Origin of the sequence: Flavobacterium panici, assembly GCF_903819335.1 — a bacterium.
GTDB classification, from domain to species: Bacteria; Bacteroidota; Bacteroidia; order Flavobacteriales; family Flavobacteriaceae; genus Flavobacterium; species Flavobacterium panici.
This window is the reverse complement of sequence record NZ_CAIJDE010000064.1, coordinates 76,326-99,498: the sequence shown is the minus strand read 5'-3', so window position 1 is coordinate 99,498 and position 23,173 is coordinate 76,326. Positions and strand designations below refer to the sequence as shown.

Genomic DNA, 23,173 nt, shown 5'->3' with positions numbered 1-23,173 from the left:
CTTTCTTCTATTTTCTCAAAAAAGAAATAAGAACAATGAGTTTACCTTTTTATATAGTTGATGTTTTTGCTGATAAAAAATATGCCGGAAATCAATTGGCAGTTTTTTTAGAAGCTGAGAATTTAAGTTCAGAAGAAATGCAGCAAATGGCGCGCGAGATTAATTTCGCAGAAAGCACATTTATAACCAAACTGGACAGAGAAAATAATAAAGCAGAAATAAGAATATTTACACCGGCTCATGAAATGCAGTTTGCAGGACATCCAATAATTGGAACTTCGTGGGTTTTGATCAATAAAATATTTGATAATTCGCCTGAAAGTATAACACTGAATGTTCCGATTGGACCTATTCAAATTCAGCAATCTGAAGATTTGATCTGGCTAAAAGCAGCACAGCCAAAATTTTGGGATATTTTCTCTAAAGAAGATTTTACATTATTCAGTAATCTGAAAAAAGAAGATTTTGAAAATCAATTTCCAATTCAGGAAGTTACAACCGGAAGCGCGTTTGTAATGGTTGGATTAAGCAGTAAAAGAGCGTTGGAAAATTTAGTTTTAGATAAAGATAAAGCAGATCAATGGATGAAAAACCATTGTAAAACAGATCATAGAGGCTTGTATTTTTATTATCTGGAAGGTTCAAAATTATTCAGCAGAATGTTATGCATTGAACACAATCAATTGGTAGAAGATGCCGCAACAGGAAGTGCAAGCACATGTTTGGAGGCTTTTCTGCTAAAATATCATAAACCTGAATTTGAATTAACGAATTATCAGGGAGATTATATCGGACGTCCGTCTCAGATTTTTTTTAAAGGGAAATTAACCGAGAATCAGTTTGATATTAATATTGGAGGAAAAGCTCAGTTTGTTGCTAAAGGAGAGTGGGAAGCTTAGGTCGAGAAATAGAATAAAGAAAATAGAATAAAGAAAATAGAATAAAGAACAAAGAATATAGATTTTAGAATATAGAAACTGAACAAAGAGATTGAGCTTAAGAATTAAGAAATAGTATAAGTCTATTTTCTATACTCTTTTCTCTATACTCTTAAAAGAAATAAATATGAAAATTAAGTGCCGAAATAAAATTATCGTTTTACTAGTGTTATTGGTCTGCCAGCTTTCGTTTTCGCAGGTTAAGAAGAATGAAAGCATTGGAACTGAAACGGTAAACGTAGTAAAACCTTATTCGCCAACAATATCCGACGCTTTTAAAGTGAAAGAAACACCTTCGCTGGACGATGCGGGAAATCAGCCAAAAGAAACTATTAAATATAGTATTTTGTCTGTTCCTGTGGCTTCGACTTTTACGCCGTCAAAAGGTAACGCGCAAGCTGTAGATAAATCTAAAAAAGAAAGATTGTTTAATAATTATGCAACGCTTGGAGTTGGAAATTACGGAACATTAAACGCTGAATTATTCGTAACTCAGGATTTAGGAAACAACGATTATTTAGCCGGAATGCTGCGTCATCATTCTTCTCAGGGCGGAATTAAAGATGTAAATCTAAACGATGAATTTTACGATACAGGTTTAAATATTGGCTACGGTGTAAAAGATCGTGATGTATCTTGGGGTGTTGATTTAGGTTATCAAAATCAAGTATACAATTGGTATGGCTTACCGGCTGATTTCGGAATGACTTTGCCGCCGGGAACACAGGAAGATTTGATTAGAGGAATTAATCCGAATCATTCTTACAACACAATTTCTATAGGCGGAAATGCTGAATTTACGGAAGGTATTTTTAGCAAAATTTCAACTAGATTTACGAACTTTTCGGATAGTTTTTCTTCTTCGGAAAATCGTTTTTACATAAAACCGACTTTTAAAGTGGATGTTATGGATCAGGCAATTAATACCAATATTATTGTAGATCATGTTAGCGGTTCTTTCGAACATAATTATGCTTGGGATAATGTTGAACCTTTAAAATACAGTTTGACAAATTTCGGAATTGAACCGAGTTTTGTGGTTCATGAAAATGACTGGACATTAGAATTAGGTGCTGGTTTGTTTTATGCTTTGGATTCTGAAAACAGCGGAAATAAATTTTATATTTATCCAAAAGTAAATGCTTCGTACAAATTGGTTGGCGATTTAATGATTTTCTATACCGGAGTTAACGGGAGTTTAAACCAAAATTCTTATGCTGATTTTGTAACCGAAAATCCGTTTTTGTCTCCTACTTTAAATATGAGACCAACCAGTAATCAATATACTGTTTTTGCAGGTTTAAAAGGAAAACTGGCTAATAATGTGAGTTATAATGTAACGGGTTCTTATTTGAATGAAAAGGATAAAGCGTTGTTTAAAAGCAACGATTATACAGAAGATTTTTCGAATCAGAATTATGGTTTTGGAAACTCGTTTAGTGTAATTTATGATGATGTCAGAACTTTCCGTTTCTACGGAGAATTAAAAGCTGATTTTTCTAAGAATGTTTCTTTTGGAATCAACGGAACTTTCAACAGTTACAAAACAGATGGATTAGAAGCGTGGAATTTACCTTCAATGAAATTAAGCTCCAATCTTGATGTAAATATTACAGAACAATGGTATGCAGGTTTAAATGTGTTTTATGTTGGAGAACGTAAAGACATGCAGACCAATCTGACTTTTGGAACTGATCCTGTAATTACCACTTTAAAAAGTTATTTTGATGCCAATGCGCATTTAGGATATAAATATAATGAGCGTTTGACTTTCTTCTTAAAACTAAATAATATCGGAAACCAAGCTTACGAAAGATGGCTGAATTATCCTGTTCAGGGCTTTCAGGTTTTAGTGGGAGGAAATTATAAATTTGATTTTTAAGAAGATTTTGACGCAAAGACATTAAGGGACAAAGAGTATATAAAGTATAAAAAGTGCCTTTTTTTTAGCCATGAGTTCGTGAATTTTTTGGAGTAAATTCGTGAATTCGTGGCTATTTTTTTGCGACAGCAGAAAAACCTTTGCACCTTTGTAGCTCAGAACCTCAGTACCTTTAAAAAAATGACTTTCAAACAAAAAATACATTCTCATTATTTACAAATGGTTCAAGACCGAATAGATGTTTTTAAAGACATGATTTCGGGATTGACAGAAGATTCTAAAAACGATGCCAAAGGTTCAGCGGGCGATAAGCATGAAACGGCTTTGTCGATGATGCATATTGAACAGGAAAAACTAACCAATAAACTTAAAGAATCTATTGCTCAAAAAGCAGTTTTAGATAAGATTGATTCTTCTAAAAATACAGAAAACATTATTTCAGGAAGTTTGGTAAAAGCAAACGGAATTTATTTATACGTAAGCGTGGCGCTCCCAAAAATTGCAATTGATGGAATAAATGTTATTGCGCTTTCTCCGCAATCGCCTTTGGGAAATCATTTGATGGGGAATAAAGCGGGATTTAAGTTTGAGATTAATAAGACGCATTATACGATCGAAAGTGTTTTGTAATTTATTGTTTTAGGTTTAGTCCCTACGGGACAATTTTATTTCGCGTGTATTTTTTTCTACCGATATTTAGCTCCTAAAGGAGCATATCTCGTAGAGATTAAATATCGGTAGAAAAAAATAACTATAAGTTGAGATTGTCCCGTAGGGACTACATATGAATAATACCTTTGTCAAAGTTTAAAACTTTGACAAAGGCAAAATCGCATAGTATGTCATTCCGAGGAACGAGGAATCGCACTAGAACTCGACTAAGATTGGAGATTTTATTTTCAAACATAGCCTGCGGTTTCAACCGCAGGAAACAATAGGAGACGTGCCAATATTACGTTCCAATGGTTAAAACCATTGCTTATGTTTTTTTGCCATTCTGAGTAACTCCGTAAAGTAATTGCCAATCTTTGTAGAATTTCTAGTGCGATTCCTCGTTCCTCGGAATGACAAACAGTATGTTAATATTTAATGCAAGATTGAACATAGAATAATTTCTGAACAGCTTTTTCTGTTCTCTTTGTGAATCTTTCATAGATATTTGAATATCACAAAATTTAATTCAAAAAATTCTTTAAAACCTTATATTTTACTCGCATTATGCCTTCAAAATTGAAAATTATAAGTTTAGGGCTTTTTTTAATGCTTAAATTTTACATTTTATATGTAAAAATAAATTTATGGTTATAATTTGTAACTGAAATAACTATTTGTGTTTTTCAATTATAACTAATACTTCATCTTTGCCCTATCAAAATAAAATTTAAAAGTTAAAAATATAAAATTATGTGTGGAATTGTATGTGCCTTTGATCTAAAGCAAAAAGCCGAAGCGTTAAGACCTCAAGTATTAGAAATGTCTAAAATCATTCGTCACCGCGGACCAGACTGGAGCGGAATTTACAGCAATGATAAAGCAATTCTTTCTCATGAGCGTTTGGCAATTGTAGATCCAGCTTCAGGAAAACAACCTTTATTTACAGAAGATAAAAAATTGGTTTTGGCTGCAAATGGTGAAATTTACAATCACAGAGATTTACGTAAACAATTCGAAGGAAAATATAACTTTCAAACAGAAAGTGACTGCGAAGTTATCTTAGCATTATACAAAGAAAAAGGAGTAAGTTTTGTTGATGAATTAAACGGAATCTTCGGATTTGCAATTTATGATGTTGATAAAGATGAGTATTTCGTAGCTCGTGACCATATGGGAATTATTCCATTATACATTGGTTGGGATCAACACGGAACTTTCTATGTAGCTTCTGAGTTAAAAGCTTTAGAAGGATATTGTACAAAAATCGAATTATTTCCTCCGGGACATTATTTATCAAGCAAAGACGGTGAATTTGTACAATGGTACAAAAGAGACTGGGTTGATTATGATGCGGTTAAAGACAACGAAACAAGTATTCCTGAAATCAAAAAAGCGCTTGAAGCAGCGGTTCACAGACAATTAATGAGTGATGTTCCTTATGGAGTTTTACTTTCAGGAGGTTTAGATTCTTCTATAACTTCGGCTGTAGCCAAAAAATTTGCGCAAAAACGTATTGAATCAGATGATACAACAGATGCCTGGTATCCGCAATTACACTCTTTCTCAGTTGGTTTAGAAGGTTCGCCAGATTTAGCAGCAGCAAGAAAAGTGGCAGATCATATTGGAACTATTCACCACGAAATTAAATTTACAATTCAGGAAGGTTTAGATGCTGTTCGTGATGTAATTTACAACTTAGAAACTTATGATGTAACTACAGTAAGAGCTTCAACTCCAATGTGGTTAATGGCAAGGGTTATTAAATCAATGGGAATTAAAATGGTGCTTTCTGGAGAAGGTGCAGATGAGTTATTTGGAGGATATTTATATTTCCACAAAGCGCCAAACGCAAGAGAATTTCACGAAGAAAACGTTCGTAAATTAAGTAAACTTCATATGTATGATTGTTTACGTGCCAACAAAAGTTTAGCGGCTTGGGGAATTGAAGGTCGTGTTCCTTTCTTAGATAAAGAATTTATGGATGTTGCAATGCGCATCAACCCGCAAGATAAAATGATCAACAAAGAACATCCAATGGAAAAATGGGTTGTTCGTAAAGCTTTTGAAGATATGCTTCCTGAAAGTGTTGCATGGAGACAAAAAGAACAATTTTCTGATGGAGTAGGATACAGCTGGATTGATACTTTGAAAGAAGTAGTAGGAAGAGAAGTTTCAGATGAACAATTGGCAAACGCGAGATTTAAATTCCCGTTACAAACACCAACTTCAAAAGAAGAATATTACTATCGTTCAATTTTTACAGAACATTTCCCAAGCGATGCAGCAGCATTATGCGTTCCTCAGGAAGCAAGTGTAGCTTGTAGTACAAAAATCGCTTTAGAGTGGGATGAAGCATTCAAAAACATGAACGATCCTTCTGGTAGAGCTGTGGCAAGCGTTCACGATGATGCCTATGTAAAAGCATAAACACGTTTAATTATTAGAATTAGTATATATATTGCAGAAAGACGTTCTTACTTTAAGAACGTCTTTCTTGTCTAAAATTGTTAAATTCTATATTTCAGTTCTTTATAAAAATATTTCGGCAATTATTTAACTTACTTTTTTTATATTTGGCATTCCCCAAAAAAAGTTAAATACCTAAGATTTTAATACTGAAAATGTAAGAAAGCAAAAAATAATATTTAGTTTTGCTTTCAACAGGAAATTTTAATGATTTTTTAATGTTCGGCTTATTTTAAGTTTGAAACAGTAGAATAAAAATAAAAAAATAGAATAGTATGTCTGGATTATTGGCCGTTATTGGTAAAGGAAAAGACCCGCAGCTTGTAAAAGCACTTTCTGAAAGAATGTCGCATCGCGGCCCTGATGAAAGCGATTTGCACATTATGGAAAATGGCAGTATTCTTTGTCATGAAAGTCTTTCTATTATCGATTTAAAATCGGGGAAACAGCCTATTCAGGGAACAGATAAAACCTGGATGGTTCACGACGGGGAAATTTATAATTATCAGGAATTAAAAAATACCGTTTTAAAAGATCATACTTTTAGAACAAATTCTGATTCAGAAGTAATTGTGCATTTGTACGAAGAATTTGGATATGATTTTTGTAATAAACTAGATGGAGATTTTGCTTTCGTAATAATCGACGGAGATAAATATATTGCTGGAAGAGACCCAATTGGTGTAAAACCTTTGTATTATGGTTTAGATGAAAGAGGAAGGATTTATTTTTCTTCAGAAATGAAATCAATTGCAGATCAATGTAAATCATTTTCGACTTTTCCTCCGGGACATTATTATACAGCAAAAAGCGGTTTTGTAAAATATTATCACCCAGAATACGAAGATCATAAAAATGCGACTCAGCCACTTGATTTAGGTTTAATTCGTGAATCATTAATCGAAGCAACCCGCAAAAGATTAATGAGTGAAGTTCCGGTTGGAGTTGTATTATCAGGAGGTTTAGATACCTCTTTAATTTCATCAATAGCATCAAGATTATTAAAAGACAGCGGTAAAAAATTGCCCTCTTTTTCTATCGGATTAGATGCTGATGCTCCGGATAATGTTTCGGCAAGAAAAGCTGCTGAATTTTTAGGAACAGATCACCATGAAATACATTTTACAGTTGAAGAAGGTGTTGCGATTTTAGAAAAAGTGATTTCGCATATTGAAACGTACGATATTATTTCGGTTCGTTCCGGAGTTCCAATGTATTTATTATCAAAAGCGATAATTGATAAAGGAGTAAAAGTGATTCTTTCGGGTGAAGGTGCCGATGAAATTTTCGGTGGACATTTGTATTTTAGAAATGCGCCTTCGGCAGAAGAATTTCAGGATGAAACTATAGAAAGAGTTCAGAAGTTATTTACGGCCGATTTACTGCGTGTTGATAAAACTACAATGGCAAACGGAATCGAAGCCAGAATTCCATTTTTAGATAAAGATTTTTTAGATGTTACCATTCGAATTAAAACAGAAGAAAAACAGCCTAAAACGTATGAAGGAATTGAAAAATATATTTTAAGAAAAGCTTTTGATACGCCAAATGATCCATATTTACCAAAAGAAGTTTTATGGAGACAAAAAGAACAATTTTCTGATGGAGTTGGATATAACTGGGTTGATGAATTAATCGAATATTGTGCTACGCAGGTTACAGACGAGCAATTGGCGGGTGCAAGTGCAGAGTTTCCGTATAATACGCCAACAACAAAAGAAGCGTATTATTACAGATCTATATTCCACAAATATTATCCGCAGGTTAGTGCAGCGCAAACTGTTCGTAAATGGATTCCGAAATGGCAGGAAAACCTTGATCCAAGCGGAAGAGCAAATGCAGCCCACTTACAAGGAAATTTTGAAAATGTAAAATCTGGAGTTGCTGTTTAATATAGAAAATTTCAATAAAAAAATTCCAAATTCCAAATTCTGAATTTCAATTTGGAACTAAAATATAAAAAGCCGAAATGCATTCACAATGTAGTTTCGGCTTTTTTTTGTGGTTTCCCGTAAATTGCTAAAAGTAAGTTAATGAGAATAAAACGTATTTCAGAAAAATACTATATTTGATTACCACGAACAATTAAATAACCCTTAAACACAATTTATGAAGAACTTATTACTAAGTGGAATTTTATGCTGCTCATTAGTTTCATTGGGCTCAGTTTATGCACAAAAAACAGAGGCACCCAAGTATATCACAAATGTCGAAGGCGTCAAAGAATATTCTTTAAATAATGGATTAAAAGTTCTTTTAATTCCAGATGCTTCTCAAAGTAATATGGTAGTCAATATTGTTTACAATGTTGGTTCCAGAAATGAAGGTTATGGAGAAAAAGGAATGGCGCATTTATTAGAGCATATGCTTTTTAAAAGCACTAAGAATTTAGGAGATATTAAAAAGATGCTCTCAGACAAAGGCGGAAACGCCAATGGAACCACTTGGTTGGACAGAACCAACTATTATGAAATATTCCCGTCAAGCGATGAAAACCTGAAATGGAGTATCGAAATGGAGGCTGACAGAATGATTAACTCTACCATTTTACAAACTGATTTGGATAAAGAATTTTCTGTAGTTAGAAATGAGTTTGAAATAGGAGAAAATAATCCTGACGGCGTTTTACAAGAGAGAATTCTTTCTTCGGCTTACGTGTGGCATAATTACGGAAACAGCACCATTGGAAGTAAAGAAGATATTGAAAGGGTAAAAGCAAATACACTTCGCGTTTTTTATGAAAAATACTATCAGCCAGACAATTCAACTTTGATCATTGCAGGTAAATTTGATGAACAAAAAGCATTGCAATATGTTGGACAGTATTTTGGGGCAATTCCAAGACCAAAAAGAGTTTTAGATAAAACGTATACTATAGAACCTGCTCAGGATGGTGAAAAATATGTAGAGCTTAAAAGAGCCGGTGACAGCAAAAATGTTGGCGCTTTATATCATACCGTATCTTATGCTGATAAAGATTATGCTGCAATTGATGCTTTAGGAGAAATCTTAACTGCAGATCCATCTGGTTATTTGTATAAAACATTAGTTGAAACACAAAAAGCATCCAATATTTATTTTTGGCAGCCATCGGTAAGAGACGCGAGTTTTATCTATTTTGGAGTTGCAGTTCCTAATGATAAAGATGTATATGCGACAAAAGAGATTGTAAGAAGCGAGCTCGATAAAATAACTACTACAAAATACACAGATAAGGATGTAAGCAGAGCAAAAGCAAAAATTATCAAGCAAATAGAATCAGTAAAAAACAATACTATTTCGTATGCTATTAACCTAACCGAAATTATTGGCGCAGGCGATTACAGACTTGGTTATTTATACAGAGATGCTGTTGAGAAATTAACAAAAGAAGATATTCAAAGAGTTGCTGAGAAATATTTTAGACCAAATAATAGAACAGTCGGCGTATTTATTCCTTCTAAAGATGAGGTAAGGGTTAAGCCAAATGAATATACTGATGAACAATTATTGGCACTTACTAAAGATTATAAAGGAAAAGCTTTAGAGAAAGAAGCGGCGCCGTTTGAAGCATCCATTAAAAATCTAAAACAAAATTTTGTTGAAGGAAAATTGACAAATGGTATAAAATACGGATTAATCAAAAAAGAAATAAAAGGCGGAAAAGTTCAGGCAAGTTTCAAGTTTCCGGTTAGTAATGAAAAAGATTTAACAGGTAAAAGTGATATTGCCGGAATCTTGGCTCAATTACTAAAAACAGGAACTAAAACGCAGACAAAAGAGCAAATTCAGGATAAATTAGATCAATTGAAATCATCAATTAATTTTAATTTTTCTAGACAAACATTATCGGTTAGCGTTAATACTTATAAAGAGCACTTTAAAGAGGTAATGGGAATTTTAGCAGATTTATTAGCGAATTCGACTTTCCCCGAAAATGAATTAACTAAAACAATCAGCGAATATAACACCTATTTAGAGTCTAGTTTAAATGATCCGCAGGCTGTTGCTTTTACAGAAATTTCGAGAATAACTACTAAATATCCAAAAGGAAGTATTTTTTATACACCAACAATTCAGGAACAAATTGATGCGTTTAAAAAAATTAAACAAGCTGAAATTGTTGATTTCTATACCAATTTTTTAGGTGGAAATAATGGAATAGGAAGTGTAGTAGGAGATTTAGATGCAAAAACTACAGGAGAGATTTTAGAAAATACATTTGGAAAATGGAATTCTAAATCAAAATACGAACTTGCTCAGCCGGCTTATTTTGAAACACAAAAATTAGATAAAGATATTATTACGCCAGATAAAGAAAATGCTGTGGCGCTAGGCAGAATCAGTTTTAAAATGGATAGAAAAAATCCAGATTATCCGGCATTTGTTATGGCAAATGAAATTTTAGGAAGCGGTGGTTTTTTAAGCGCCAGAATTCCGATGAGGTTAAGAGAAAAAGAAGGTATTAGTTACGGTGCGGGCTCTTTTATTGATGTGCCAATTACCAATGATGCGGCAGCCTGGACTTATTATGCTTTTTTAAACCCTACGAAAAAGAATGCTGTTGAAACAGCTACAAAAGAGGAAATTGCAAAAGCTTTAAAAGACGGATTTACAGCCGAAGAATTAAAATCAAATTTAGTGAGCTGGCAAAATGAAAGAAAAACAAGATTAGGCGTAGACAATACCTTAATGGAGCTAGTAAATACTTATTTACAATACGGAATAGCTCTTGATGATTATGATCAGCTTGAAACTAAAGTAAAAGCTTTAAAAGTGGATGAAGTAAATAAAGTTTTGAAAAAATACCTGACTTTAGATAAAATGACTTCAGTTTACGCTGGAGATTTTAATAAAAAACAATAAAAAAGGAAATTCCAAAATTGAGAAAATCCAAATTCCAACTTAAAGGAATTTGAATTCATAAAACCGAAATGCATTTTATAATGTTATTTCGGTTTTTTTTATGCAGCTGGTAAAGTTTGGAATTTGGAATTTAAGAAAATTGGGATTTATTGACTTTTGGAAATTGATATTTTTTATGTTATTCCTATTTTTAGAATTTCGAATTTATGAAAATTGGAATTTAAACTTGCCTTTTAGGTTTATTTTTTGGTTTTTAAGACAATTGTGTTAATAACTTAAGCGCTTTAAGTCGGAATTTTATGGGTATATACCTTGCGTTTTTATATATTTGCGTGTTAGACAGTAAATACATTTTTTAGAATAAATTATATGAGCGAAGAGATCAAGAAGAACAATTATTCAGCAGATAGTATTCAGGCATTAGAAGGAATGGAGCACGTAAGAATGCGTCCATCCATGTATATTGGAGATGTAGGAGTTCGAGGACTGCATCATTTGGTTTATGAAGTTGTTGATAACTCTATTGATGAGGCGATGGGCGGACATTGTGATACTATTGGTGTTGCAATTAATGAAGATGGTTCTATTACAGTTGAGGATAACGGACGTGGTATTCCAGTTGATTTACATAAAAAAGAAGGAGTTTCTGCACTTGAGGTTGTAATGACTAAAATTGGTGCCGGAGGTAAATTTGATAAAGATTCTTATAAAGTTTCCGGAGGACTTCACGGTGTTGGGGTTTCTGTAGTAAACGCACTTTCGGTTCATATGAAATCGACTGTTTTTAGAGATGGAAAAATCTATGAGCAGGAATATGAAAGAGGAAAATCATTATATCCGGTAAAACAAATCGGGGAAACAGATAAAAGAGGTACACGTCAGACTTTTTATCCTGATAATACAATCTTTACACAAACTACAGAGTTCTCTTATGATACCTTATCAGCACGCATGCGTGAGCTTTCTTTCTTAAACAAAGGAATCACAATTACTTTTACGGATAAAAGAGAAGTAGATGAAAAAGGCGAATTTAAAAGCGAAGTTTTTCATTCTGATGAAGGTCTTAAAGAATACATTCGTTATTTAGATGGAAACCGTGAGCCAATTATCTCTCACGTAATCAGCATGGATCACGAAAAAGGTGAAATTCCGGTTGAGGTTGCCTTAATCTATAATACAAGTTACACAGAGAATATTTTCTCTTACGTAAATAATATTAATACACACGAAGGAGGAACGCATTTACAAGGTTTTAGAAGTGGTTTAACAAGAACGCTTAAAAAATACGCAGATGCATCTGGAATGTTAGATAAATTGAAATTCGAAATTGCGGGAGATGACTTCCGTGAAGGATTAACAGCTATTATTTCGGTAAAAGTTGCTGAACCTCAATTCGAAGGACAAACAAAAACAAAGCTTGGAAATAGAGAAGTAGTTTCTCCGGTTTCTCAGGCAGTTGGAGAAATGTTAGAAAATTATTTGGAAGAAAATCCAAATGATGCCCGAATCATTATTCAAAAAGTAATTTTAGCAGCTCAGGCACGTCACGCAGCGAAAAAAGCACGTGAAATGGTTCAGCGTAAAACCGTTATGGGCGGCGGTGGATTGCCAGGAAAACTTTCAGATTGTTCTGAGCAGGATCCTGCAAGATGTGAGGTTTACCTTGTCGAGGGAGATTCGGCTGGTGGAACAGCAAAACAAGGGCGTGACCGTAACTTTCAGGCGATTTTACCATTGCGTGGTAAGATTTTGAATGTCGAGAAAGCGATGCACCATAAAGTATTTGAAAACGAAGAGATTAGAAATATATTTACAGCTTTAGGAGTTACTGTAGGAACTGCAGAAGACAGCAAAGCATTAAATCTTGAAAAATTAAGATATCATAAAGTAATCATCATGTGTGATGCCGATGTCGATGGTAGTCATATTTCTACCTTAATATTAACGTTCTTCTTCCGTTTCATGAAAGAACTAATTGAAGAAGGTCACGTTTATATCGCAGCACCACCTTTATACTTAGTTAAAAAAGGAAACAAAAAAGAATACGCATGGAACGATGTTCAGCGTGATCAGGCAAATGATAGAATGGGAGGAAGTGCAGCTATCCAGCGTTATAAAGGTCTTGGAGAGATGAACGCGGAGCAATTGTGGGAAACTACAATGGATCCAAACTTCAGAACATTACGCCAGGTTACTATTGATAGTCTTGCAGAGGCAGATAGAGTATTTTCTATGTTAATGGGAGATGAAGTTCCGCCACGTAGAGAATTTATCGAGAAAAATGCCGTTTACGCAAATATCGATGCCTAATAAAAATTAACTTTCAATTCGTTTAATTGTTTAAATTTACTTAAACGATTAAACGAATTGTCATTTATAAAACAAACAAACAAATTAATAACCGATAAAGTATAAAATATGAAAGTTACCATTGTAGGAGCAGGAAATGTTGGAGCTACTTGTGCAGATGTTATTTCTTATAGAGGAATTGCCAGTGAAGTAGTGTTGTTGGATATTAAAGAAGGTTTTGCCGAAGGGAAAGCGTTGGATATCACACAATGCGCCACAAATACTGGGTTCAATACTAAAGTATCTGGTGTAACCAACGATTATTCTAAAACTGCCGGAAGTGATGTAGTGGTTATTACATCAGGAATTCCGAGAAAACCAGGAATGACAAGGGAAGAATTAATTGGTATAAATGCCGGAATTGTAAAAACAGTTGCCGAAAATGTACTAAAATATTCTCCTGATACTATAATAGTTGTAGTTTCGAACCCAATGGATACTATGACTTATTTAGCTTTAAAAGCTACAGGATTACCAAAAAACAGAATTATAGGTATGGGAGGAGCTTTAGATAGTTCTCGTTTTAGAACGTATCTTTCTCTTGCTTTAGATAAACCTGCTAATGATATTTCGGCGATGGTAATTGGAGGTCACGGTGATACTACTATGATTCCGTTAACACGTTTAGCATCTTATAACGGAATTCCGGTTTCGCAATTCCTTTCAGAAGAAGTACTTCAAAAAGTTGCTGCAGATACAATGGTAGGCGGTGCAACCCTTACAGGGCTTTTAGGAACATCTGCATGGTATGCTCCGGGAGCTTCTGTTGCTTATTTAGTAGATAGTATCCTAAACGATCAAAAGAAAATGATTGCATGCTCTGTATTCGTAGAAGGAGAGTACGGGCAAAACGATATTTGTATAGGAGTGCCGTGTATAATTGGTAAAAATGGTATCGAAGAAATTGTAGATATTCATTTAAACGACCAGGAAAAGGCTTTATTTGCCAAAAGTGCAGATGCAGTTCGTGGCATGAATGATGCTCTAAAATCGATTTTAGTATAATAAAAACAGGAAAAAAAGAAAAAGGCTGCACTTTTGCAGTCTTTTTTTTGAGATTAATTAATAAATAAATTGGTTAATGTTTTCGTTAATTATATATTTGCTCGATTTAAAAAAAATGTAGTAATTCGTGATCTCGATTTTTTAGTTTTAAAAACTCATGTCAGGGCTTATTTTTAGGGGATTTAAAACCAAAAACAAACATAAAACATAATTAATTTTTAGTAATAATGCAGAATAAAGGACTTATTAAATTTTTCGCAATTCTATTTGCATTGGTAAGTATTTACCAATTATCTTTCACTTTTGTGGCAAATAATGTCAAAAGTGAGGCTAAAGCTTTTGCAGGAGATAATCCTGATAAAGAGCTAAAATATTTAGATTCTATTGGTAAAGAAAAAGTGTTTAATCTTGGTTTTACTGACTTCACTTATAATGAAGTAAAAAACAAACAATTAAATAAAGGTCTTGACTTAGAAGGAGGAATCAACGTAATTCTTCAAATCTCTGTTAAAGACGTTTTAAAAGGATTAGCAAACAATTCTAAAAACCCGGTTTTTAATAAATCATTAGCTGATGCAACTGCAAATTTAGAAGGAAATAAGACCTATTTAAATAAATTCTTTGAAGCTTTTGAAGCAAACTCAAATGGAAATACAAAATTGGCTTCGCCAGACATCTTTGCAAACAGAAGTTTACAAGGTGAAGGTGGAATTGATTTCCAAATGACAGATGCACAAGCTCAAAAAGTAATCAAAAGAAAAGTTGATGAGTCTATCGAAAGTGCTTACAAAGTATTAAGAGAGCGTATCGACAAATTTGGTGTAACACAACCAAACATCCAAAAATTAGGAGAAACTGGAAGAATCTTAGTAGAACTTCCAGGTGCCAAAGATGTTGACAGGATTAAAAAATTATTAGGTGGAAAAGCTCAATTAGAGTTTTGGGAAACTTATAAAATTGAAGAAGTTGGTAACTTCTTAGTTGCTGCTAACGAAGCTTTAAAGAAAACTGAAGTTAAAAAAGTAGAAACTAAAACAGTTGCTAAAGATTCATTGAATGCTTTATTAACTGATGCTAAAGATTCAGTTGATACTAAAAAAGGAAACAATCCTTTATTTGACAAAATGATTACTCAAGGCGGCGGTCCGGTTTTAGGATACTTCGCTACAAAAGATACTGCAACAATCAATGCTTATTTCAAAAGACCAGAAATCAGAATTTTATTGGCTGCTGACCAACATTATGCAAAATTTGTATGGAGTAAACCAACAACTGTAAAAGATCCTAAAGCAAAAGATTTAGCAAGCGCTAAAGATATTGAAGCAGTTGAATTATATGCTTTAAAAGGTAACAGAGATAACGTACCAGCTATGAGTGGTGGTGTTGTAACTGATGCAAAAGATACTTTTGACCAAATGGGTAAACCAGCTGTTTCTATGCAAATGAACAGCCAGGGAGCTAAAGTTTGGGAAGAATTAACAGGAAGAGCTTTCTCTCAAAAAGGTTATATCGCTATTGTATTAGATAACATCGTATATTCTGCACCAGGTGTTACAAGTGGTCCTATTGCTGGAGGAAGATCTGAAATTACAGGTTCTTTTGATGTTGCTGAAACTAAAGATTTAGCTAACGTATTAAATGCAGGTAAATTACCAGCTTCTGCAGACATTATTCAATCTACTGTTGTTGGACCATCTTTAGGTCAGGCAGCAATTGATGCAGGAACAATTTCATCTGTATTAGGATTCTTATTAGTTTGTGTTTGGATGGTATTCTATTATGGTAAAGCTGGATGGTATGCAAACCTTGCTTTATTATTGAACTTACTTTTCTTATTCGGAATTATGGCAAGTTTTGGTTTTGTATTAACATTACCAGGTATTGCAGGTATCGTATTAACATTAGGTACTGCGGTAGATGCCAACATTATTATATATGAAAGAGCAAAAGAGGAATTACGTGAAGGTAAATCATTATCTGAAGCTGTAGCTGCATCTTACGGATGGCACGGTGCAATGCGTTCTATTATTGATGCAAACGTTACTCACGTTTTAACTGGAGCGATCTTATTTATCTTTGGAACAGGACCAATCAAAGGTTTTGCTTTAACATTACTTATTGGTATCGTAACTTCATTGTTTACTTCTATCTTTATTGCTAGAATTTTCATTGACAGAAACATTGCTGGAAAAGGGGATTTAACTTTCTCTACAAACATTACTAAAAACTGGTTTACTAATTTCCACTTTGACTTTATTAAAATCAAAAAATTCACTTATATCTTCTCTTCAATTGTAGTAGTTGTAAGTTTAATTTCTATCTTCTTCGTTAACGGATTAGATGAAGGTGTTGATTTTGTTGGAGGAAGAACTTTCCAGGTTAAATTTGAAAAACCAATTGATGCAACAGTAGTTTCAGATGAATTATCTGCTGCTTTTGGAACTCCGGTTGAAGCTAAAATTTTAGGTGATGATGATCAGTTGAAAATCACAACTAAATACAAAATTAAAGAAGATGGTGTTGCTATCGATGAAGAAGTAAACCAAAAGTTATATAAAGGATTAATTAAATATTTCCCAAATACAACTTACGATAAATTCATCAACTCTTTTGATGGTAAAAGAGTAGGAGTATTACAAGCTTCTAAAGTTGGAGCTTCTATCTCTGAAGATATCAAAACAAACTCATACTGGGCAGTTCTTGGAGCAATGGCAGTTATTTTCTTATACTTAATGATCTCTTTCCGTAAATGGCAGTATTCATTAGGTGCGATTGCAGCTGTTGCGCATGACGTAATCTTCGTATTAGGAATTTACTCTTTATGTTATAAATTCATGCCATTCCACATGGAAATGGATCAGCACTTTATTGCAGCGATTCTTACCGTAATTGGTTACTCTATGAACGATACTGTAATTGTATTTGATAGAATTAGAGAGTTTATCATCGGAAACCGTAAAGGTACTTTCGAAGATATTGTAAATGCTTCTATTAATACTACATTATCTAGAACATTGAATACTTCATTAATGATGATCATTGTATTATTAACGATGTTTATCTTTGGTGGAGAATCAATCAGAGGATTTATCTTTGCCATGTTAATTGGTATTATTGTGGGTACTTATTCATCATTATTTATCGCTACACCAGTATTGGTTGACTCGATTTCTTCTGCTGATAAACACACAATTGAAGACAAGCATAATAAAGCATAATTAATTGCTTAAATTATATAAAAAAGATCCGGTGAAAGCTGGATCTTTTTTTTGTATTATATTTAATGAACTTTAAAATGATTTATGGGTAGAAAATTACTTTTATGTTTATTGCTTTTTTTTAGCGTATCAATAATTACTGCGCAAGAAGATAACTCGCGATTCTCAATTGGTTTTAATTATGGTTTTGGAAGTGAATTCAATAATAAAGATTACACTTTTGAAAATCACTTTTATAAAGCGCAGTTATATTATAAATTGAAAGAGAGAAAACATTTTCAATATGAAATACTGGTTCAGCCCGAAATTAATTTTGCCAAACATCAATTGTTGAATTTCTATTTTGTGAAGCCTGAAACTCCGGATTATCAAGAGAAAAGAGATAGATATACGCAGTTAAAAGATGTTCGTGAGTATGTACTGAATCTTGGTTTTTTAATTCGGAAACCAATCAATAAAAATTGCTCCTTTTATGTTTTGGGAAGTGTAGGTCCAATGATAACAGATACGGAAACCGAAAGAATGTCTAAAGGTTTTGCTTTTGCAGATGTTTTAGCACTTGGTTTTTCTTTTAGGATACAGAAGATCCAATTTGATATTCGTCCTGAATTACGGCACGTTTCTAATGCAGGATTGAGTAGTACGAATGCAGGTTACAATACTAAAAATATAGAATTTGGAATTTCATATCCACTATAAAAAAAAGTCCAGTATTTCTAAATACTGGACTTTTATATTTTAAGGTTCTTATTTAATTATTAAGAAGTCGCTAAAGGATTTCTTTGCGCTCTAATAATAAAGAAAAGACCAATTATAATAAAAGGTATACTTAACCATTGCCCGGTTGAGAATAAACCTAATTCTTCTTCAATACCTCCCTGGCTTTCTTTTACAAATTCAACTATAAATCGAACTACAAATAAAAGAACTAAAAATAATCCGAATAAGTATCCTGATTTAAGTCTTGCATTAGTTTTCCAATACAAGAAATACAAGATTGCAAATACAAAAATATAGCAAAAAGCTTCATATAATTGCGTTGGATGTTTTGCAGGAACCTGTGCTAATAAATCAGCAAATTTAGGATCTGTAGCTATTGCATTATATGCGTCTTTTGGATTTGCGATTTGAGTTGCATTTACTGCTTCTGCCTTGCTGAATTTATCATGTAAAAAACGGATTCCAAAAGCCGATGTAGTTTCATGTCCAATAATCTCAGAATTGAAAAAATTCCCTAAGCGAACAAAAATAGCACCGCTTGCAACTGGAATTACAACTCGATCTAAAATCCATAATAACGGACGTTTTAAAATCATTTTGCTGTAATAATACATTGCAAAAATGATTGCAATAGCTGCGCCATGACTAGCTAAACCTTGAAAACCTGTAAATTCAAATTTTGGTTCGAATTTGAATGGTAAAAATATTTCAAGTAAATGATTTCTAAAATATTCCCAATCATAAAAGAAAACATGACCTAAACGAGCTCCAATTAACGTTGCTAAAACAGTCCAGACAAATAATGAGTCTAATTTGTCTAACGATTCATGTTCGCGTTCGAAAATCTTTTTCATTAGGAACCATCCTAAACCAAAAGCAATTACGAACATTAAACTGTAATAACGAATCATAAAAAATCCTAAATCTATTCCTTCTGAAGGATTCCAAACGATGTTTAAAGGCTGTGTCATATAGTGTAATGTTTTTATATATGTTGTAAAAATAAATATTAAATGTGGAGCAAGTCTTTATAAAAAGTTAATGTTTATGTGAACATTTCTTCTCGGGAACGGGATCATAGCCTGTTCTTCCCCAAGGATGGCAGCTTAAAATTCGTTTCATTCCTAAATATCCTCCGTAAAATAATCCGTGCATTTGCAATGCCTGAATCATATATGTAGAACAAGTAGGTTCAAACCTGCAGGAAGCGGGTGTAAAAGGTGAAATCGCAGTTTGGTAAAAGCGCACCAGTATTACAAACGGATATATCAGAATTTTTGAAAACATATTTTATTAGTAATCAGTGTTCAGTATTTAGTGATCAGTTTAAGGTAAAGTGCAAATCTGAACACTAAATACTGAACACTGAATACTTCTTTTTATTAAATACTAAAAGAAGTTCCTTCTTTACCGTCTTTTAGCTGAATTCCTAAAGCAATTAACTGATCACGAATTTGATCAGAAAGAGCGAAATTTTTATCTGCTCTTGCCTGATTTCTCATTCCGATAAGCATGTTTACAACACCTTCTAATTTGTCGTTATTGCTGTCGGCTGCTTTCTCATCGCTTAAACCTAAAACATCAAAAACAAAAGCATTAATTGCTGTCGAAAATAATTTTAAATCTTCGGAAGAAATGGTTTCTTTTCCTTCTTTTAATAAATTGATATAACGAACACCTTCAAATAACTGCGCAATTAAAATTGGTGTGTTAAAATCGTCGTTCATTGCATCATAACAAGCTTGTTTCCATGCGGCAAAATCAACAGAACTTGAAGAACCGGCTGTTATTGCTGGTAATGCTTCAAGAGCTTCTATTAATCTTTTATATCCTTTTTCAGCAGCTGTAATAGCGTCATCAGAGAAATCTAAAATACTTCTGTAATGTGCCTGTAACATAAAAAATCTAGTTACAGAAGCAGAAAATGCTTTGCTTAAAATGGTATTATCACCGCTTAGAATTTCTCCCGGTAAAATATTATTTCCGGTAGATTTTGCCATTTTCTTTCCGTTAAGCGTAAGCATGTTGGCGTGCATCCAGTAATTTACCGGGGATTGTCCTGTGCAAGCTTCATTTTGAGCAATTTCACATTCGTGGTGTGGAAATTTTAAATCCATTCCACCGCCGTGAATATCAAAATGATTCCCTAAATATTTAGTACTCATTGCAGTACATTCTAAGTGCCAGCCCGGGAAACCATCGCTCCAAGGAGAAGGCCATCTCATAATATGTTCTGGTTCAGCTTTTTTCCAAAGTGCAAAATCCTGCGGATTTCTTTTGTCCGACTGTCCATCAAGATCACGGGTGTTGGCAAGCATATCTTCAATATTTCTGCCGCTTAAAACTCCGTAATTATTGGTTTCGTTATATTTTACAACATCAAAATAAACAGATCCGTTGGCAACATAACCAATTCCGGTATCAATGATTTTTTTGATGATTTCGATTTGCTCAATAATATGTCCGGTTGCAGTTGGCTCAATACTTGGCGGTAAAAAGTTGAAGGCTTTTAAAATATCGTGAAAATCAACAGTGTAGCGCTGAACAACTTCCATTGGTTCTAACTGCTCTAAACGTGCTTTTTTAGCAATTTTATCCTCACCTTCATCAACATCATCTACAATATGACCAACATCGGTAATATTACGGACATAACGAACTTTGTAATCCAGATGTAAAAAATACCTGAAAATCACGTCAAAAGACATAAAAGTCCTTACGTTTCCTAAATGCACATTGCTATAAACCGTTGGTCCGCAAACATACATTCCAACATTTCCTTCATGGATTGGTTTGAAATTTTCTTTTTCACCCGAAAGTGAATTGTATATTTTTAGTGGCTGCGTTGTATATAAAGGCATATTTTTTTAGTTGATTTTTTTAGGAGCTATTCCTGCTGTCCGCTGTATCTTTTATCTCGTAATGACAAGACCATAAAAAAAATACCTCTTCCATCAGGGCTAGACCATAAATATAATAGAAATATCGTGAAAAATTAGAACTGAGTATCTAATTTAATATAGTCAAGAAACTCTCTTTTTGTTTGAGGATCTTTGAATTTTCCACCGAATTCAGAAGTTACTGTGCTGCTTTCGATATCTTTAATTCCTCTTGAGTTAACACAAAGATGTTTTGCGTCGATAACGCAGGCAACATCTTCGGTTCCTAAAGCTTTTTGAAGTTCCTGAACAATCTGCATTGTTAAACGCTCTTGAACCTGAGGTCTTTTAGCATAATATTCAACAATACGGTTCATTTTTGATAAACCAATAACTCTTCCACTTGAAATATAAGCAACGTGAGCACGCCCTATAATTGGCAGTAAATGGTGTTCGCAAGTAGAATAAACAGTAATGTTTTTTTCTACTAACATTTCACCGTATTTGTAATTATTGTCAAAAGTTGAAGCTTTTGGCTGTTTTGCAGGGTTTAAACCACCAAAAATCTCTTTTACAAACATTTTGGCTACTCGGTTTGGAGTACCTTTTATGCTGTCGTCTGTCAAATCCATTCCCAGCGTTTGCAGAATGTTTTCAACATCTTTTTTAATTTTCTCTATTTTTTCTTCATCAGTTATGTCAAATGCGTCCGCTCTTAAAGGGTTTTTTGCATTACTGCTGAAATGACTGTCACCTATTTCGTCTAAAAAATCTTCGTTATTTATCATTAAAAACTACTATTATAATGGGTATATCTTTTTAAGGGGGTAAAGATAATTAATAAATGGGAAACCTTTTCTATCGTTTTTACTATTTAATTGATCCTTTTTGGATATAATTTAAAAATTGTCTAATTGTGTGACTCCTTAAAATACAAAAGACAATAACACGAATGGATATTGTCTTTTGAAAGTTTAAGTTTAGTTTGTCTTTTATTTGCTGTTGTATGCCAAAAGTGCTTCTTTTAAGATATTTACAGCAGTAATTAAGTCTTTTTTGTTTAAAACATACGCAATTCGAACCTGATTCAATCCCATTCCAGGAGTCGAATAGAATCCTTTTGCAGGAGCAATCATTACTGTTTCGCCATTTAAATCGTAACTTTCTAAAAGCCATTGAGCAAAATCATCAGAATCTGCAATAGGTAACTCAGCAATACAGTAAAAGGCACCTTTTGGTTTAGTTACAACTACACCTTCAATTTTATTTAATTCAGAAATTAAAGTGTCTCGACGCTCTTTATATTCTCCAATTACTTCGTCAAAATAACTTTGAGGCGTATCAATTGCGGCTTCGCATGCAATCTGCTCAATTGTTGGCGGGCTTAAACGCGCCTGAGCAAATTTCATTACTGTTGCCAGTACTTCTTTATTTTTAGTAATCAAACATCCAATTCTTGCACCGCACATACTGTAGCGTTTTGAAACTGAATCGACCATGATTACGTTTTGTTGTACATCTTCTAAATTCATAACTGAATAGTGTACATCATCTCCATCATACAAAAACTCACGATATACTTCGTCAGCAATTAAGTATAAATCGTATTTTTTAATTAAACCTGCTAATTGTTTAATTTCAGTTTCTGAATATAAATATCCGGTTGGATTACCCGGATTACAAATTAAAATTGCTTTTGTTTTTGGTGTAATCAACTTTTCGACTTCTTCAATACTTGGCAAAGCAAATGCCGTTTCGATAGTCGAAACAAGAGGAATTACTGTTGCACTTGTAGAAGAGGCAAACGCGTGATAATTAGCATAAAAAGGCTCTGGAATAATGATTTCATCTCCAGGGTCTGTAATTGTGGCCAGTGCAAATAAAAGGGCTTCAGAGCCACCAGTTGTAACAATGATGTCTTCTGAGTTAACATTTACATTTTGGCGTTGGTAAAATTTTGCTAATTTTTTTCTGTAGCTTTCATATCCGGCTGACGGACTGTATTCTATAATACTTAAATCAATATTTTTTACCGCCTCGATGGCCACTTCGGGTGTCTTGATATCCGGTTGACCAATGTTTAAGTGATACACTTTGTGTCCTTTTTGCTTTGCTAAATCTGCATAAGGAGCAAGCTTGCGTATCGGTGATTCGGGCATGTTTCTGCCTTTGCTTGAAATTGTTGGCATGAGATTTTTTATTGAAGTGCAAAAATGC

15 protein-coding genes are annotated in these 23,173 nt (G+C 33.5%); 10 read left to right on the top strand and 5 right to left on the bottom strand.

Annotated features, from left to right (window positions below; genetic code table 11):
* Window positions 1-35: 35 nt before the first annotated feature.
* The 10 genes from FLAPXU55_RS22770 (at window position 36) to FLAPXU55_RS22725 (ending at window position 18,056) form a co-directional block, all read left to right on the top strand.
* The gene (locus FLAPXU55_RS22770) at window positions 36-899 is read left to right on the top strand and encodes a PhzF family phenazine biosynthesis protein (RefSeq protein ID WP_180861588.1); all 864 of its coding nucleotides are present in this window, start codon (window positions 36-38) and stop codon (window positions 897-899) included.
* 166 nt (window positions 900-1,065) lie between these two features.
* Complete coding sequence (locus FLAPXU55_RS22765) at window positions 1,066-2,820, top strand: TonB-dependent receptor (protein WP_180861587.1); 1,755 nt, start codon at window positions 1,066-1,068, stop codon at window positions 2,818-2,820.
* A 180-nt stretch (window positions 2,821-3,000) separates the two neighbouring features.
* Complete coding sequence (locus FLAPXU55_RS22760; RefSeq protein ID WP_180861586.1) at window positions 3,001-3,450, top strand: hypothetical protein; 450 nt, start codon at window positions 3,001-3,003, stop codon at window positions 3,448-3,450.
* 774 nt (window positions 3,451-4,224) lie between these two features.
* Window positions 4,225-5,901 carry an asparagine synthase B gene (asnB, locus tag FLAPXU55_RS22755; RefSeq protein ID WP_180861585.1) on the top strand — a complete coding sequence of 559 codons (1,677 nt, stop codon included), beginning with the start codon at window positions 4,225-4,227 and terminating at the stop codon, window positions 5,899-5,901.
* 314 nt (window positions 5,902-6,215) lie between these two features.
* Window positions 6,216-7,832, top strand: a complete 1,617-nt coding sequence (gene asnB, locus FLAPXU55_RS22750; RefSeq protein ID WP_180861584.1) for an asparagine synthase B — start codon at window positions 6,216-6,218, stop codon at window positions 7,830-7,832.
* 217 nt (window positions 7,833-8,049) lie between these two features.
* Window positions 8,050-10,785: a M16 family metallopeptidase gene (locus tag FLAPXU55_RS22745; protein ID WP_180861583.1), complete on the top strand. Its 2,736-nt coding sequence runs from the start codon at window positions 8,050-8,052 to the stop codon at window positions 10,783-10,785.
* A gap of 369 nt (window positions 10,786-11,154) precedes the next feature.
* The gene (gyrB, locus tag FLAPXU55_RS22740; RefSeq protein WP_053470984.1) at window positions 11,155-13,095 is read left to right on the top strand and encodes a DNA topoisomerase (ATP-hydrolyzing) subunit B; all 1,941 of its coding nucleotides are present in this window, start codon (window positions 11,155-11,157) and stop codon (window positions 13,093-13,095) included.
* Window positions 13,096-13,203: 108 nt separating this feature from the next.
* Window positions 13,204-14,139: a malate dehydrogenase gene (mdh, locus tag FLAPXU55_RS22735; RefSeq protein WP_053470983.1), complete on the top strand. Its 936-nt coding sequence runs from the start codon at window positions 13,204-13,206 to the stop codon at window positions 14,137-14,139.
* Window positions 14,140-14,366: 227 nt separating this feature from the next.
* On the top strand, window positions 14,367-17,357 hold the full coding sequence (secDF, locus tag FLAPXU55_RS22730) for a protein translocase subunit SecDF (protein ID WP_053470982.1): 2,991 nt from the start codon (window positions 14,367-14,369) through the stop codon (window positions 17,355-17,357).
* 84 nt (window positions 17,358-17,441) lie between these two features.
* Window positions 17,442-18,056 carry an acyloxyacyl hydrolase gene (locus tag FLAPXU55_RS22725; RefSeq protein WP_180861582.1) on the top strand — a complete coding sequence of 205 codons (615 nt, stop codon included), beginning with the start codon at window positions 17,442-17,444 and terminating at the stop codon, window positions 18,054-18,056.
* Between the two features lie 59 nt (window positions 18,057-18,115).
* Here FLAPXU55_RS22725 and lgt read toward each other — a convergent pair whose 3' ends face one another.
* From lgt to FLAPXU55_RS22700, 5 genes are all read right to left on the bottom strand, one after another.
* A complete protein-coding gene (lgt, locus tag FLAPXU55_RS22720; RefSeq protein ID WP_180861580.1) occupies window positions 18,116-19,048 on the bottom strand; it encodes a prolipoprotein diacylglyceryl transferase in 933 nt (310 codons plus the stop codon).
* A gap of 67 nt (window positions 19,049-19,115) precedes the next feature.
* On the bottom strand, window positions 19,116-19,364 hold the full coding sequence (yidD, locus tag FLAPXU55_RS22715; RefSeq protein ID WP_053470979.1) for a membrane protein insertion efficiency factor YidD: 249 nt from the start codon (window positions 19,362-19,364) through the stop codon (window positions 19,116-19,118).
* Between the two features lie 95 nt (window positions 19,365-19,459).
* Window positions 19,460-20,938 (bottom strand): cysteine--tRNA ligase, encoded by a 1,479-nt coding sequence (cysS, locus tag FLAPXU55_RS22710; RefSeq protein ID WP_180861578.1) that lies wholly within the window; start codon window positions 20,936-20,938, stop codon window positions 19,460-19,462.
* A gap of 134 nt (window positions 20,939-21,072) precedes the next feature.
* Entirely contained in the window at window positions 21,073-21,744 is a 672-nt protein-coding gene (gene folE, locus FLAPXU55_RS22705; RefSeq protein ID WP_091495932.1) for a GTP cyclohydrolase I FolE, read from the bottom strand.
* A gap of 204 nt (window positions 21,745-21,948) precedes the next feature.
* Window positions 21,949-23,145: a pyridoxal phosphate-dependent aminotransferase gene (locus tag FLAPXU55_RS22700; RefSeq protein WP_180861576.1), complete on the bottom strand. Its 1,197-nt coding sequence runs from the start codon at window positions 23,143-23,145 to the stop codon at window positions 21,949-21,951.
* Window positions 23,146-23,173 lie beyond the last annotated feature (28 nt).